Genomic DNA, 14,633 nt, shown 5'->3' with positions numbered 1-14,633 from the left:
TTGAAATTGTACCCCTCGCTGGTGTTATCCATGATGAAAGCACCGCTATAGTCACCGCCACTAAAGAGGGTATTTCCGTCCACAACCACACTGTCGTTTAGTATCCTGCCATCGTAAAACGGTCGGCCGTCAGGAAGATTGCGAACCGGGGCCGCTAAGTCGCCGTTTCTCAAATAAATCGCATTCAAATCTTTACTGTATAGAAATTCAAACGTCCCCAGCATGTCCCCGGGAAGTTTCATATCAACCGCTAGGTCTGTTGTCCATACCTGAGGCCATTTAAAATCCGGGACCATGGCATTCAGGAAGAAACTCTGTTTCAAAACCGACCTGCCCTCATAGAGACGGCCTGATCCATCGTCAGTTTCGTGATCAGCCGGAACATCCTCTTCTGCCAGTCCTCCGGCAAACCCGAAAAGATTTGGATTTGGACCTGGATTTGAAATATTATTTCCTATCCAGACAAATGGTAGTCGCCCTGTAAATATTCCCGTGCCTCCTCTGAGCTGGAGAGATCTGTCCCCGTTGACATCCCAGTTAAAACCGACACGGGGTGAAAACAAGGGCGTTGCATCCGGGAGTTTACTCTGATCGATGGTCTCAGGATCACCGTTTTCGTCTAGCAGAATCATAGCTCTCGAGAATGGGTTGTCAACAGGTTCCGTAAAATAAATTGGGCGATCTACACGGAGTCCATATGTTAACTTAATTTGTTCTGACAATTGAAATTCGTCTTGCCCATAAAATGCCAGCTGACCCACGTCAATTTTCTCGCCAACAAACGGACCGGAACCAACTAGCGCATTCAAGTCATAAAATTTTGCGGTGCTATCGGGATTTGTTCGAGCAAAGAAATTATCCACGGATGAAAATGTAGTTGCGCCAAGAAAATCCAAAAAATCGAAGGGAAGGAATCCCCCTGTCAGTATACCCAGATCAGCAGGCGCTAAAAATACACCGTGCCGGAAGAGGTTAAATGAATTAAAGAAGTTGAATCGCTCATAGTTGACGCCACCGGTAAATACGTGCCTTCCGGAGAAATAACTGAGATTATTCGTAAACTGAAAGACATCCTGGTCTAATATATTGTGTATCGAGAACGGTTCATGGCCCACAGTAGTGTAGGTCACGTCCGCTCCGGTTGCGGTGGGTTCCCCGATCTCAATGGTAGGAAAGTCCTTGCTGACGGGTTTACGAAAGTCGCGGAACTTATTATAACTGAAAAAGAAGCGATTGGCAACACTACCGCCGAACACACTGTTTAACTCCAGAGCATATGAATCGAGTTTGTTGTTGATTGCATATCCTGAATTCTGGAATGGTAACGTGAACTCGCTCGGTCCACGGCCTGTACCTAAATAACTGGCGGCAAATGGATGCGGCGGCTTGTCACGCACTGCATCCAGCCTATTATATCTTAGAGTCAGGTTGTGATTAGCACTCACGTTCCAATCTATCTTTAAGATGATCTTGTCGTTTTCCGTTTTGTGGAAATAATTTTCGTACTCTCCAGTATCATATCGATATTCGTCCTTCATGACCCGTCTAATTTCATCCATAGTTGCAGCACTTACGCGTGACTCACCAAACTCCACGTTGCCATCTCGATCAGCCACAAAATTACTGGCGGGATCCTCTCTTCTTTCTCTTTCTATGGTGAAGAAGAAAAACAGTTTATTCTTAGCGATCGGTCCGCTCAAAGTAAATCCGGACTGATTGAACGACAGGTCAGGGTTGGCGATAACCTCGGAACCACTAACCTTGTTACCGACGAAGGCTTCGCTTCTATTAAAACTGTAAACCGACCCTTTTAATTGATTTGTGCCGCTTTTCGTTACTATGTTAATACCCGCACCGGTGAAGCCGCCCTCCCGCACGTCGAAGGGCGCCACCGACACCTGCACCTGTTCAATCGCATCGAAGGGCACCGGCTCGGCGTCGGTCTGGCCGCCCGGCGCCGGGTCGTCCAGGCCAAAGGGATTGTTGAAATAGGAGCCATCCAGGGAGATATTGTTGTACAGCCAGTTGCGCCCGCCAAAGCTGAAATTGCCGTCGCTGCGGGGGTCCAGGCGGGTGATGTCCCGGGTGCTCCGCTTGATGGACGGCATGCGGGCCAGTTCGTCTGGACCCACGTACGTGGCCGCCCCGGTGCGGTCGGCGTTGAACACCGCGTCCACCTCGGCCACCACTTCCACGGCCTCACCTAGAATAGCCTCTTCAACCAGGGCCACGTCGATGGTAGCGGCGCTGCCCAGGTTCAAATAGATATCGCTCTGGGTCTGCGTCTTGTAGCCGATATAGGATACCGTCAGCGTGTAGGGTCCGCCCACCTTCAGATTGAGCAGATTGTAATAGCCCCCCGCCCGGCCGATGGCGCCGTACTGCGTCTGGCTGGGCTCGTGCACCAGCACGATGTTGGCCCCTGCAAGGGCCTCGCCATCTTCGCTGTTAACGATGCCGCCTAGCCCCGCCGTGGTCACCCCTTGAGCCCAGGCCCCTGCCGGGAGCATCAGCATTACCGTAGCCACGGCCGTAATCATTCGCCTGCAATTGATTCGTGACATGAGTCCCTCCTCAAGCTTGTTCCGCTGTGGGATTTGGTGCCTTCCGGCACCGGGATGGGCGTCGGCGTACTTCCTCAAAGACCTGACCTCAGGTGCAAGAAAGAATCCACCGCAAGACAGTTGAATTTTCCTCCCAAGACGCTCTAAATGTAACCCTGCCTGAATGGGGTCACAAGCGAACTTGAGCCCGACGCCGCCAGGGGCCGACGGCCCGGTTCTGGCCGCTGCCTAATGCGCTAGAGGGCCAAGTTTAGGGCCAGGTCGGTGTTCACCACCTCGTTTGTGAGCCAGGTTGTGGCGGGCAGGCCGATCCAGACGGATCAGTATTCGATGGGAATTAGCTCACCAGGGCGCGGCGCGGTTATAAAAGGGCTGATGTCGAAGAGAATCGAAAGGTACGCGCTAGGGCGAAACTCGCGCCCGAGGGGAGCCGGCCGTGCGAATCTGCCAGCCTGCCTAGGAACAAGCGCCGTGCTGAGGTAAAATCATAAGTTTGCCGCCCATGCTAGCGTGGAAAAAACGCGCGGTAGGGCAACACCAGCATCAGCACGACCAGCACCGCCAGCCCGCCGTAGAAGCCGCCCAGTTCACCGGCTCCATGGGTGAGGAACACCCCCGTCACCAGGCCCAGCGCCAGCGGGACGATCCACAAAGTGGCCCAAGCCCAACGGTTGCCGCGACGAAACGGCCCGTATGACACCATCGCCGCGAACAGGGCAAAGCCAAGCATGACCGCGCCTGTCAGCCGCTCCAGCCGCATGAGGTAAATGCCCACCTCCGGGTACGAGCGGTTGAACGTGTCCCACTCCAGCGCCGTGGCACCCTCGAAATCAGATGGGTCCATCCCGGTGGACAGGATGTACACAGCTGACAGGGCTAGCACCATGCCTAAAAGGGTAAGAATGATCCAGGCGTAGGCCGGCGCTGGCCCAGAGGAATCGGATCCGGCGTCAGCCATGGAATTTTCCTCCTAGGCAGGGCTCCAGACGGGGCTAGTCCGGCGAGGAGCCCAGTGCCAGGATGTTGCCCTCCGGGTCGAGGAACCAGGCCGCCTTTGATTCACCCGCGGTAGCCACACCGTTCTCGGTCTTGAGCCCTGGCTGATCGTACTCTTGGAATACCACCCCCTTGGCTCGCAGCTCAGCTACGGCGGCCTCCACGTCGTCCACCTCGAATGAGGCTACAGTATGGTCTGCCCTCGTAGCCCCGCGAGGGTAGAGCAGCAGTTTCGTGCCGCCGCCGCAGGCCAGCATAGTACCCCACTCGTCCTCCGAATCCACCGTGAGGCCCAGGGTCTCCAGATAGAATTTCTTGGCCCGGTCGAGGTCCACCACCGGCAAGGTGGGTACCACTAGGGATTTGCCTAACATGTTCGCTCCTCTCGGATTATGTACCTGGGCTCCAGCGCCGCGGATATGCCGGAAGTTAATCTCTTCGCCCCGGTGGTGCCACTGCTCCCCCCGCCGCCTCCAGCGCCTCCCACACGGCCGCCGCCTCGTCCGGGGTGAGCTCGCCGCCGACCCGCACCGGTGACTGCCGGGGCACAACCCCCAGCCGGGCTAGCATCATTTTCTGGGCGGCTACCAGCTTGCCCGGCACCAGCTCCAGCACCCTACGCAGGGCGCTGAGTCTAGCCTGGGCGGCCTCACGCTCCGGTCCCTGGCTTGCACGGTACACCGCCAGCACGGCGGCGGGAAAGACGTTGGCGCAGGCCGTCACCGACCCTGCCGCCCCGCCGTCCACGGCCGCCGCCACTAAGTGGTCGCTGCCCACCAGTAGTCGCAGGCCCGGCCGCGCCGCCTGATAGGCCAGGATCAGTTCGGCCTGGCCGCTGGAGTCCTTGATGCCCACAATGCCTGGCTCATCGGCCAGGGTGGCCACCGCCTGGGGGGTCACTTCCGCCGTTACCTGACCGCCCGCTGGCACCGGCACGTTGTACAGTAGGAGTGGCAGCCCGTCTAGCATCTGCACGGCGCTGCGGTAGAACTGCACCACCTCCCTCGCTGCCACGGTTTCCCCGGCGGCGTAGTTTCGAAAAAAGGGGGGCGCCACGAGTACCGCCGCAATGCGCGGGGCCAGCGTTTCCAGCCGGGCCAGCAGGGCCAGGGTCCCCGACGCCGATTCGGGCTTGGTGCCGCCAACAATGACGCGCAGGCCGGTATTGGCCTCCAGCGTGGTGGTCACCAGCTGGTACTTTTCCTCGTCCGACAACTGCCCGTACTCGCCGTTGGTGCCCAGCACCACCACGCCGTCCAGCCCGGCGCCGCGAAGGTAGTCCAGTTGCTGCCGGTAGGCCTCCCAGTCGATGGTGCCGCCGTCAGGGGTGAAAGGTGTGAGGATGGGGGCGTAGGCCCCGGAGAGGTGGGGAGTGGGGGTCATGGGCGAGCCGTCAGGGGACGCCCAAGGCTCAACTCGCCTCTGCGACTTCCGCAAGGCTGCTTCGTGCCTCCTCCAATAGGGGCTGGAAGGCCGGGTCGGCATCGCGCCACAGCTCCAGGAAGCGCCGGTAGTGTCTGGCCGCCTCCTCGGCCTCGCCCAGCCGCTGGTAAATTTCCCTCCTGCCGGAGGTGCGCCACCGGCATCACCGCCCGCTCAAACCCAGAAATCCCTGCCACGGTCTCGTACCAGGGCAGCACCTCCTTGTGGCGGCCAGATGACCCGCATCACCCCGCCCAGGTTGGGCCCTGACGGGCTGGCCATCACCCGGCCGGCTCTGTTTGCGCATCGGCGGTGGTGTGCGGAATAAAGTAGTAGTTCTCCAAGCCCGGTATGCGCCGGACGAGCAGCCCGATATCGTGCTGCACCATGTACAGCGACGGCAGCAGCAGCAGCGTCAGCGGCGTGGCGAACAGGATGCCGTAGCCCAGCGCCAGCGCCATAGGCGCGATAAAGGCATTGTAGCCCCACAGCCCATAGGCGGTAGGCAGCAGCCCCGCCACCGTGGTGATGCTGGTGAGCAGGATGGGCCGCAGCCGCGAGGCCGTACCCTCGGCCACAATGCGCAGGAACTTCTTGTCCGGCTCCATCTGCCGGTGCACATTGATGTGGTTCACCAGGATCAGCGAGTCGTTCACCACCACCCCCATCATCCCGATGACTCCCATGATGGCAAGGAACCCCAGCGGCTGATCGTGCAGCGCAAAGGCCCCGATAATGCCGATCATCCCGAAGGGGATGGCAAACATCACCAGCACCGGCTGGGTCAGCGAATTGAACAGCAGCACCAGCACCAGGTAGATGCCCACCCCGGCCATTGCCATGGCCATCGCCAGGCTCACCATGGACTCCTTCGTCTCCTCCGCCTCGCCCCCTACCACGAAGCGCATGCCGGGCCAGTCATTCGGCAGGTCGAACCGCTCCAGCACCGCCTGGTTGGCCATCAGGGATGTCATGTTGCCCCCCTTCGTCAGGTCTGCCGTCACCCGGATGCCACGGTCGCCGTTGTAGTGAAAGAAACTGGACGGCCCCGGCCCTACCTTGAACTCGGCCACGTCCCGCAGAGGGATGAGGCGCCCCGACCGGTTGGGAATCTGCAGTTGGCCCAGGTAGTCGGGCCGTTGCCGCGCCGCTTCCTCCAGCTGCACGCGGAAACCCACGTCCTCATCGCCATAGCGCACCCGCGTCACTACCTCGCCATCGTAGGCCAGGCGCACGTTCTGGGCAATATCGGCCACCGTCAGGCCCAGCTGTGACAGACGCACGTAGTCCGATCTGATCTCCACCTGCTCCTTGCCCAGCTTGTCATCGCGGTTGATGTCGGTGACCCCCTCCAGGGAGCCCAGGAACGCCACCAGCGAATCGGCCAGCGCCCTGCGCATGCGGTTGTCGTTGCCCACCACCCGGATGGTGATGGGGCTACCCACCGGCGGCCCGCCGGCGTCAATGAAATAGCGCACCACCTCGGGCCCCAGCAGGGCTTCGGTCTGCTCCCGCAGCTGCGCCACGATCTGGTCGGCGGAGCGGGCCCGCTCGTTGTAGGGCGTCAGCGTCACCGAGAGCATGGCCCAGTTCTCACTCTCGCCGGGGGAGAAGGGGGGCCCGCCGCCCCCCGTCTGGCTGCCCACGATGGTCCAGTACGAATCCACCTCGCCCGGCGGCAGGGCGTTGAGGTAGCTCTCCACCTCGTAGACCTGGTCGGAAGTGGCCTCCAGCGACGTGCCCGTCTCAAGTTCCAGTGTGATGTAAAACTGGTCGGCGATGTCGCCGGGAAACAGCACGAATTGCATGTGCCTACCCGCATAGACGAAGGCCCCCACCAGCAGCGCCAGGAAAACCGCCACCACCGCGTAGCGCAGGCGCAGCATGATCACCAGGAAGCGCTGGAACCGCTCCCGCACCGGTACAAACCAGCTGGCCCGGGGCATCTTGCCGGCCTGACCCGCCTGTCTGCGGCCGCCGGTGATGTGGGCGGGCAGGATGGTCAGCACTTCGAAATAGGAAAGGGTCAGCGCCAGTATGATCACCAGGGGGAAGGCCCACATGACCTTGCCCATGATGCCCGACATGAAAAAGAAGGGGCTAAAGGCCAGGGTCGTGGTGATGATGGTGGCCGTCACGGGCCGCAGCACGCCGTGGGTGCCGTTCACCGCCGCGTCCAGGGGCGTATCGCCCTGCTCCTGCCGGGTGGTAATGTTTTCCGCAATGACTATGGCATCGTCCACGATGAGCCCGATGACGATGATCATGCCCAGCAGGGTCACCATGTTGATGGAGGCGCCAAAGAACGGCAATAGGAAGAACACCCCCATGAGCGCCAGTGGAATGCCCATGGCCACCCAGAACGCTGTGCGCAGATTCAGGAAGATGAACAGCACCAGCGTCACCAGCACCAGCCCAATGAGGCCGTTGGCGGTCATGATGCCCAGCAGGCTGCGCACAAAGCGCGACTCGTCGGATGAGTACATGAGCTCCACGCCGGGCGGCATCTTTTCCCGCTCGCTCTCCACCAGCTCCTTCACCGCGTCCACCACCCGGATCACGTCGGCGCTGGCCTTCTTGAAGATGGTGAATCCGATGACCGCCTTGCCGTTCATTCGGAAGCGGGTCTTCTCCGGCTCGAAGCCGTCGCGGATGATGGCTAGATCCTTGACGAGGATGCGCGGCCCCTCAAAGGTAGAGCGTACGATCACGTCGCCTACCTCCTCCGGGTTCCGGAACTGGGCCAGCGTGACGATGCTGCGCTCGCTGGTGTACGACTCGAACGATCCGCCGGTGGCGCGGATGTTGCGCAGGCGGATGGCGGCCACGATCTCCCGGATGGGAATCTGGTGCTGTTCCATGGCCGCCTGTGAGACCTCCACTTTGATCTCACGGGCCAGGTAGCCAGTCTTGTCCACCCCCGAGACCCCCTTGATTCCGGTGAGCTTATCCTCGAACTGCTTGGCCAGCAGCACCAGCTCCCGGTAGGGGAGGTCGCCGGCCATACCCACCCGGATGACCTCGAAGTTCTCCGACTTGATCTCGAAGATGAGCGGCGCTTCGGTCACTTCCGGCGGCAGATCGGTGACCCGCCCTACGGCGTCGCGGATGTCCCGCTTGATCTTCTCCTTGTCCCCGGCGTCGCTGTCCAGCTCGATGTTGATCACCGAGATGTTCTCCAGCGAGTAGGACGTCACCAGGTCCACGCCGTCCACCTGCTCAAGCTCCTTCTCCAGCTTGTTGGTTACGTTCAGTTCCACATCCTCGGGCGACGCCCCCGAGTAGCGCGTGGTCACCACCATCTCGTCCAGGTCGATGGCGGGGAACTGGTCGCGCGTTAGGCGTAGCAGGGCGTTCAGCCCCAGCAGGATGATGGTGAAGGTGAGCAGGTTGGCCAGCAGGTGGCGCTGGGCGAAATAGCGCAGTAGTTCTTTCATGGCCGCCGGTCCTTTCCGATGAAGTCGCCGTCCAGCAGGTCGTCGGTGAGCGCCCGCAGCTGCAGGCCCAGGGCGTGGTAAGTGGCGGCGTTGCGGGTATAGGCCAGCCGGGCCGCCATCTCGTTGTCCTGGCTCTGGATGACGAAGGTCAGTTCGCCCCGGCCGCTGTTGTAGCGCTCCAGCTCGGCGGCGGTCTTGCGCCGGGCCGTCTTGATCTGTTCCTCGTTAAGGGTCATCACTTTCTCCAGTTCTTCAATCTGAATCTTCAGGTTGCGTAGCCCGGCCTCCAGGTCGAGCATGATCTCGTCGCTCTCGAGGGCGTTGCGCCGCAGCTCCAGCCGGCTCTTCTGCACATCGGCCCGGGCGCCCCGGTTCCCCAGGGGGTAGCTGAACTGTAGGAACAGCCCGGCGTCGGTCTTGTCGAATTTAAGCGAGTTGTCAAGCGCTTCGTTGCCGCTTTTCACCGCCAGCTGGGCCACCAGGTTCAGCTGCGGCCGGGTGAGCTCCTCCAGGCCCTGGTGCCGCCGCTCCAGCTGCAGCCGCCGCCTGGCAACCAGCGCCAGCAGGCGGGAGTCGTCCCGCAGGTGCGCCAGCAGTTCGCCGGTCGTGCCGTAGTCCACCCGGGCAAAGAGGTCGAAATCGGGCTTATCCAGCTCCGGGGAGCGCGCCAGCACGGCCAGCTCCGCACCCTTGGCCTTCACCTGCGCCGCTACCAGCAGCAACCCCTGCTCGGCGATGCGCCCCGCGTCCTCGGACCGCAGCACGTCCACCTCGTCCACCAGGTTGGCCCTCCGCTTGCTGCGCACCTGCTCCAGCTGCTGTCGGGTGAGGCGCAGCCGCTCCGCGCTGATGGCCTGCTGCTCGCCCAGGGCCACCCATTCCAGGAACTTGCTCCCCATGCGCAGCAGGAAGGCTTCCTGATTCTCCAGTGCCATCAGCGCCGCCATGTCCACCGAGTACCGGCCCAGGTCGTAGGCCAGCCGGTCCAACGTCCCACGGAAGTTCTGCAGCAGGGGCTGGGTGTAGGCCAGGGCCAGGTCGTGCTGGTAGAACTCCGGCGGCCCGGCTGGTATACTGATATCTCCGAGGACGATATTGGGGATATTCTGGCTGAGAACGTCGCTGGTCCACGACAACGCGAGGCGGCCGCCGGTGCCCCAGATGGCCTTCTCCAGGCTGGTGCCGGCGCGAAATTGGTCCAGCTTCGTGGGGGAGAAGGCCGAGGTGGGCAGGGGCTGGCTGGTGGCGTAGCCCGGCGCGAAGTCAAGCCGCACGTCACGGGCGCCCAGCGCGGCCTCGCGGCTCGCTTCCTCCAGGGCGGGACCCAGGTTTTCCCGGGCGAACAGGGGATGGTTCTCCCGCACCAGGTTCAGGTAGCCCTCCAGGGTGATGGACTGGGCCGGCGCCCCGATGGGACCTCCCAGAATGGTGATCAGTATGAGTAAGCGTGTGGCGCTGCGGTTCATGGTCCCCCTCTCCCAATTGGCCTGCCCCACCAATGGCGGGGTGGCATGCATGTCAGCCCAGAGCTTGGGGTCTACCGCAGGGGGTGGGGCAAGGAATTTCTCAGCCGAAAGGCGGTACCCTCAGCAGCCGCCGGTGCAATGGCGCTGTGGTTCTACAGCCGCACGAAATAGATACCCAGGGGCCAGGGTGGGGATATCGTGGAACATGGGCACTATGTCCTTCAGCGCGATCTGGCAGACGATGAATAGCACCGCCACCGAAGTAGCCTGTTCGGTGCCTCGCCGGGCGTCCCAGCGGCTCTACACCCCGATGACCACCGCCGGCAGGCCCACCACGATGAGCGCCCGGTTGGAGCTGAGGGGTTTGCCGGTGCTCCTGCCACCCTTGGACGGGTCCAGGGTGACGTCATGACCCGTAGTCGCGAGTCGGCTCGTCCGCGCGATGCCCTCCGGCGTGATGTCAAAGACCCAGGCAGGGCCTCCTGCCACGGGGAAGCCCGCGGCCAACAGTACCATGAACAGGCGGCTCACCCACGGCGGCACGCCCACGACCTCGAAGGTGCCATCGATAATCTGCACGATGACGAAGGCGATGCCGCCGTAGAAGGTCGCCACCCGGAACACCCGGCGGCGCTTCAGCTCGGCGAGGAAGTCAGACAGTTGGCTCACGCGGCCTCATGATAGGGGTTGGCGGTCACGGAATGGGGGCATATCCGCAGAAACGGACCGCATATCAAGGGGTTAAGTGGAGGCCAACCCGGTACGCGCCTATGGACAACCGCCGCTGCCGCCCGTAACATTGGCGGCGGGCTCACCCCCCCGCAACGTCACACACCATCAGCGAGAGGTCGTGTCATGGAGAGATTCCTCATCGAGGTGCCCCACGAGGCGGAGGAGCAGGCCTGCATCCAGGCCGTGAAAATCTTTATGGAGACCGGCTCCCACTTCATGACCCACGCCGACTACGGCAGCGTGGACAACGCGCACAAGGCCTGGATGATCGTGGAACTGGAAGACAAGGCGACGGCCTGGGCGATGGTGCCCCCGGCCTACCGCGCCCAGGCGAAAATCATAAAACTCACCACCTACACCTTCAGCGATCTGCAGGAGGTCATGGAGCGCCACGGCAACGGCTAGGCGTGCCGCCGCCTGGTAAGCCCCGTCCCTCTCCATCGGGGCTCGGCATAGCGGGCACGGCACCCGCACCCGAGCAGGGCTCTCCAACCGTCCGTCCGCCCATCTTCATCGGCGGAGCGGGCCGGTCGGCGCCCACCCTCCGGCAGCTGCTGGACTGGCTGGACGAAGAGCAGGGGGTGGAGGAGATCGTGGGACGCTACCAGTCCGGCGGAGTGTCCCTGGACCCGTCACGCCTGGGCGAGTGGCGTCGGGAGCTGCCGGCGGACGAGGTGGCCGCCTTCCACGCCATCGCCGGGGACACGCTGGCCCGGTTCGACTACAGCGACTGACCTCCCCTCCCGGTGGGGCCGCGGAACCCTACGTTAGCAGCGCCAGTTCGGTGGAATAGGTGTATTTTGGGTGCTATCAGGTATGCAAATGTAGATGCCGGTAGGCGTCCCCCGACCATGAGTAGTCCAGCCATATCCACTCAACCCCTGATTTCCCGCTAATGAAGAACAGTGATTGGATCGGTAAATAATTTTGAATTGGGAATGAGTATCTTATTACCCTCGGCTTCAAGTTCAGTATATCGCAGGTTGATAGAAATAACAATACCCTCGTAACCTGATATCTTTATACGGTTTCCTATCTCGAACGGTCGATATAGTAATATGAGGACGCCTGAAAGAAGATTGGAAATAGTATCTTTCAAAGCGAAACCAATTGCGAAACCAACCAACCCGATACCGGCCAGAAGCGCAGATACATTGACACCTAGAGTTCCGAGAGCGGTAACAATCCCAAAGCTAACGAGTGTAATACTGCTGGTACGAGCAAGTAGCGAAGTGAGATTTCTATCAAGTTTCAGTCGCTCGGCATTGTTAGTGATTATTCTCTTTATTATTTTCGCAAGGATAAAGAAAACGAGGAATATTGCTATAACACCGCCCACCCTCGGTGCCCAGAGAGTGGCTCGCTCAAGCAGAGTTTGCACGATATTTCCCATAAATTAATACGCTCTGGTTTTAACTCACCGGAAAACAGCTAACTATTATTTGCGAAGAACAGCTAAATAACCCGAGAATATGATATTCTGCTCATCACCCAGTCGATATTACATATCAAGGTCGGAGACATCAAACATTATGAACTGTAATCAAATTACCTGGTTGTAGGGTGGACGGCGTCAACGGAATTTGGGCTAATTGGGTCTAAGACTAAGCGAAACATTTTGCGTTTCCATGGTTTAGGTCATGCATCATCTGCAGCTTTTTACACCTGACCACTTTGCCCTTCCCCAGGCTCGGGTCACCCCGCTGGACGCCGGCCAGTCTCCTTGGACAGTCGGGCATCCGAATGCCCGGGGCCAAGGCCGAAACGCCCAGTGGCAGCCTAGGCCCCCTAGATCTTCAGGGCCAAGACCTGGTGCTCGGCGTCCCAGGTGGGGGCGCCCTTGCGGCGCTCGCTCAAGGTAATACCAAAGGCCTGCAGAAACGGCTTGCCGTTCACGCGGTAGGCCCCCTTCTGCTTGCCGATGACGGTGAGCTTCAGCGCGTCCCGGGTCTTGTACTTCTTGGGGCGTAGGCCGATCTTGCGGGCGTCGGCGTCGTAGAACAGCTCCACGTGGGTGGCCCCTTTCAGGTGCTCCACGTAGGCCGCCCGGTTGACGGAGATCATTCCCGATGGGGAAACGGTGACGCTGGGGGGCCGAGGAGTCTTCTTGCGCCCGGCGCCGGGGCGGTATTTGTTGTAGCTCATGGTAGGATCTCTTCCTGCTGAAAGGGTTGGTTCTTTACAGCCAGAAGTTACGGCCCCGAGGGGGGCGCGGGGGGCGTTTCACCCCGCCGGAACTTGTCCCGATACTTCGGGAGGCGGTGGGCTTTGGCCCCCCTAGGTTTGGCCCCTCCCGCGGCGATAAATTCGGCCCACCAACAACCCGAAAGGAGCCGCCCTATGGCTGACAGTGTCTACAAAGTCGTCGAACTGGTGGGGACCAGCACCACCTCTTGGGAGGAGGCCGCCAAAAGCGCCGTCAAGGCCGCCGGCAAGAGCCTGCGGGACCTGCGCATTGCCGAGGTGAGCAAGCTCGATCTGAAGGTGGGGGAAGGCGGCGCCATCGTCTTCCGCGCCCGGGTGAACCTCTCCTTCAAGGTCAAGGCCACCTAGCCCCGCCCTCATGGCCGGCGCGCCCTTGCCCCGCCAGCGGCGGCGGCCCCGCTCTGTCCTCCTGCTGGGGGCCACCGGACTGGTGGGGGGCCACTGCCTCAGCCAGCTGCTGGCGAGCCCCGCCTTTCGCCGGGTCACCGTGCTGGCCCGCCGCCCTGGTGAGTCTGCCCACCCCGACCTGGACTGGCAGGTGACCGACTTCGACGCGCTGGAGGAGCACGCTGCCTGCTTCGCCGTGGACGCCGTCTTCTGTTGCCTGGGCACCACCCGGGCCAAAGCCGGCTCGGCCACGGCCTTCCGCCGGGTGGACCACGACTACCCCCTCGCATCCGCGCGCCTGGCTGCCGGGCAGGGAGCCGGCCAGTTCCTGCTGGTGAGCGCCCTGGGGGCCAACCCTCGCTCCCGCCTGCTCTATTCCCGCACCAAGGGCCAACTGGAGGCCGCCCTCCGCGACCTGCCCCTGGCCGCCGTCCACATCTTCCGTCCCAGTTTCCTCATGGGTGAGCGCACCGAATCCCGGCCCGGTGAGCGCGTCGGCCTCGCCCTGATGCGGGTCGTCACCCCCCTGTTGCTCGGTCCCCTGAGGCGCTGGCGCGCCATCCACGCGGCCACGCTGGCCCGGGCCATGCTCCGCCGGGCCGCGGAAGCCAGCCCTGGCTACCACGTCCTGCCATCGGACGAAATCGAGCGGCTGGGAGCGCAGCCATAGACGCGCTGTTGTCCCGCCAGCGGCGGTGGCAGCGTTCCGACTTTCCCGCCGTCACACGCGCGCAGATGGCCGCACTGGATCGCGCCATGCTGGGCCAACTCCACATTGCCCTGCCCATGATGATGGAGCACGCCGGACGGGCCCTGGCCGGGCTGGCCACAGAACGCTTCCTGGACGGTGATCCCCTCGGCAAACGGGTCACCGTGCTGGCGGGTAAGGGGGGCAACGGCGGAGGCGCCCTGACTGCCGCCCGGAACTTGGTCAACTGGGGGGCGGCGGTCCAGGTGGTACTAACCCACGGCGACCACGACCTGTCGGAGGTGACGGCCCTACAACTGGACATCTGCCGCCGCCTGGGCCTGCCCATTGCCGGGGCCGGTGAAGTGGAGTCGCTCCCCGCCGGCCCACTGATCCTCGATGGCTTGGTGGGCTACAGCCTGTCGGGCCCGCCCCGTGCCGCCGCCGCCGACTTGGTGCGCTGGGCCAACGGACAGCCCGCCCCCACACTAGCCCTGGACCTGCCCACCGGGCTGGATGCCGACACCGGCCAGCCCTTCGACCCCACCACCGTGGCCGCCGCCACCCTGACCCTCGCGCTGCCCAAGGTGGGCCTCACCGCCCCGGGGGCAGGGGACTACGTGGGGGAACTCTACCTGGCGGATATCGGCGTGCCGCCGTCGCTGGTGCAGGAGATTGTGCCGGAGGCGGGAGCGGTGCCACCCTTCAGCAACGGGGGCGTGCTCAGGCTGGGGTA

The 14,633-nt window shown here is 62.1% G+C and carries 14 protein-coding genes; 5 read left to right on the top strand and 9 right to left on the bottom strand.

Translation table 11 applies throughout. The features are described 5' to 3' along the window. From IH971_08485 to IH971_08455, 7 genes are all read right to left on the bottom strand, one after another. Nucleotides 1–2,564: TonB-dependent receptor (locus IH971_08485; protein MCH7497873.1), on the bottom strand; the 2,564-nt coding region annotated here is incomplete at its 3' end. A gap of 505 nt (nucleotides 2,565–3,069) precedes the next feature. Beyond that, complete coding sequence (locus IH971_08480) at nucleotides 3,070–3,522, bottom strand: hypothetical protein (protein MCH7497872.1); 453 nt, start codon at nucleotides 3,520–3,522, stop codon at nucleotides 3,070–3,072. 34 nt (nucleotides 3,523–3,556) lie between these two features. Then, nucleotides 3,557–3,934, bottom strand: a complete 378-nt coding sequence (locus tag IH971_08475; protein ID MCH7497871.1) for a VOC family protein — start codon at nucleotides 3,932–3,934, stop codon at nucleotides 3,557–3,559. A gap of 55 nt (nucleotides 3,935–3,989) precedes the next feature. Then, complete coding sequence (locus IH971_08470; GenBank protein MCH7497870.1) at nucleotides 3,990–4,943, bottom strand: dihydrodipicolinate synthase family protein; 954 nt, start codon at nucleotides 4,941–4,943, stop codon at nucleotides 3,990–3,992. A 320-nt stretch (nucleotides 4,944–5,263) separates the two neighbouring features. Further along, nucleotides 5,264–8,419: an efflux RND transporter permease subunit gene (locus IH971_08465; GenBank protein ID MCH7497869.1), complete on the bottom strand. Its 3,156-nt coding sequence runs from the start codon at nucleotides 8,417–8,419 to the stop codon at nucleotides 5,264–5,266. Further along, nucleotides 8,416–9,885, bottom strand: a complete 1,470-nt coding sequence (locus IH971_08460) for a TolC family protein (GenBank protein ID MCH7497868.1) — start codon at nucleotides 9,883–9,885, stop codon at nucleotides 8,416–8,418. Before IH971_08460 ends, IH971_08465 begins: the two co-directional genes overlap by 4 nt. A 300-nt stretch (nucleotides 9,886–10,185) precedes the next feature. After that, complete coding sequence (locus IH971_08455; GenBank protein ID MCH7497867.1) at nucleotides 10,186–10,554, bottom strand: hypothetical protein; 369 nt, start codon at nucleotides 10,552–10,554, stop codon at nucleotides 10,186–10,188. Between the two features lie 186 nt (nucleotides 10,555–10,740). Between IH971_08455 and IH971_08450 the strand changes: the two genes are divergently transcribed. Together IH971_08450 and IH971_08445 are read left to right on the top strand one after the other, a co-directional pair. Next, nucleotides 10,741–11,022: a hypothetical protein gene (locus IH971_08450; protein ID MCH7497866.1), complete on the top strand. Its 282-nt coding sequence runs from the start codon at nucleotides 10,741–10,743 to the stop codon at nucleotides 11,020–11,022. A gap of 2 nt (nucleotides 11,023–11,024) precedes the next feature. Continuing rightward, nucleotides 11,025–11,351 carry a hypothetical protein gene (locus IH971_08445; protein MCH7497865.1) on the top strand — a complete coding sequence of 109 codons (327 nt, stop codon included), beginning with the start codon at nucleotides 11,025–11,027 and terminating at the stop codon, nucleotides 11,349–11,351. A 158-nt stretch (nucleotides 11,352–11,509) separates the two neighbouring features. Here the strand turns inward: IH971_08445 and IH971_08440 are convergent, their stop codons facing one another. Together IH971_08440 and IH971_08435 are read right to left on the bottom strand one after the other, a co-directional pair. Then, entirely contained in the window at nucleotides 11,510–12,010 is a 501-nt protein-coding gene (locus IH971_08440; protein ID MCH7497864.1) for a mechanosensitive ion channel, read from the bottom strand. A 395-nt stretch (nucleotides 12,011–12,405) separates the two neighbouring features. Next, a complete protein-coding gene (locus IH971_08435; protein MCH7497863.1) occupies nucleotides 12,406–12,762 on the bottom strand; it encodes a hypothetical protein in 357 nt (118 codons plus the stop codon). 195 nt (nucleotides 12,763–12,957) lie between these two features. Between IH971_08435 and IH971_08430 the strand changes: the two genes are divergently transcribed. The 3 genes from IH971_08430 to IH971_08420 all read left to right on the top strand — a co-directional run. Beyond that, nucleotides 12,958–13,170 carry a dodecin domain-containing protein gene (locus IH971_08430; GenBank protein MCH7497862.1) on the top strand — a complete coding sequence of 71 codons (213 nt, stop codon included), beginning with the start codon at nucleotides 12,958–12,960 and terminating at the stop codon, nucleotides 13,168–13,170. Nucleotides 13,171–13,180: 10 nt separating this feature from the next. Continuing rightward, nucleotides 13,181–13,879: an oxidoreductase gene (locus tag IH971_08425; protein MCH7497861.1), complete on the top strand. Its 699-nt coding sequence runs from the start codon at nucleotides 13,181–13,183 to the stop codon at nucleotides 13,877–13,879. Nucleotides 13,880–13,944: 65 nt separating this feature from the next. After that, on the top strand, nucleotides 13,945–14,633 hold a 689-nt coding region (locus IH971_08420; protein ID MCH7497860.1), incomplete at its 3' end, for an NAD(P)H-hydrate epimerase.

Source organism: Candidatus Neomarinimicrobiota bacterium (assembly GCA_022560655.1).
In the GTDB taxonomy this organism is placed as follows: domain Bacteria; phylum Fidelibacterota; class Marinisomatia; order SCGC-AAA003-L08; family TS1B11; genus JADFSS01.
The sequence above is the reverse complement of the archived record's forward strand: the minus strand, read 5'-3'. Positions and strand labels throughout refer to the sequence as shown.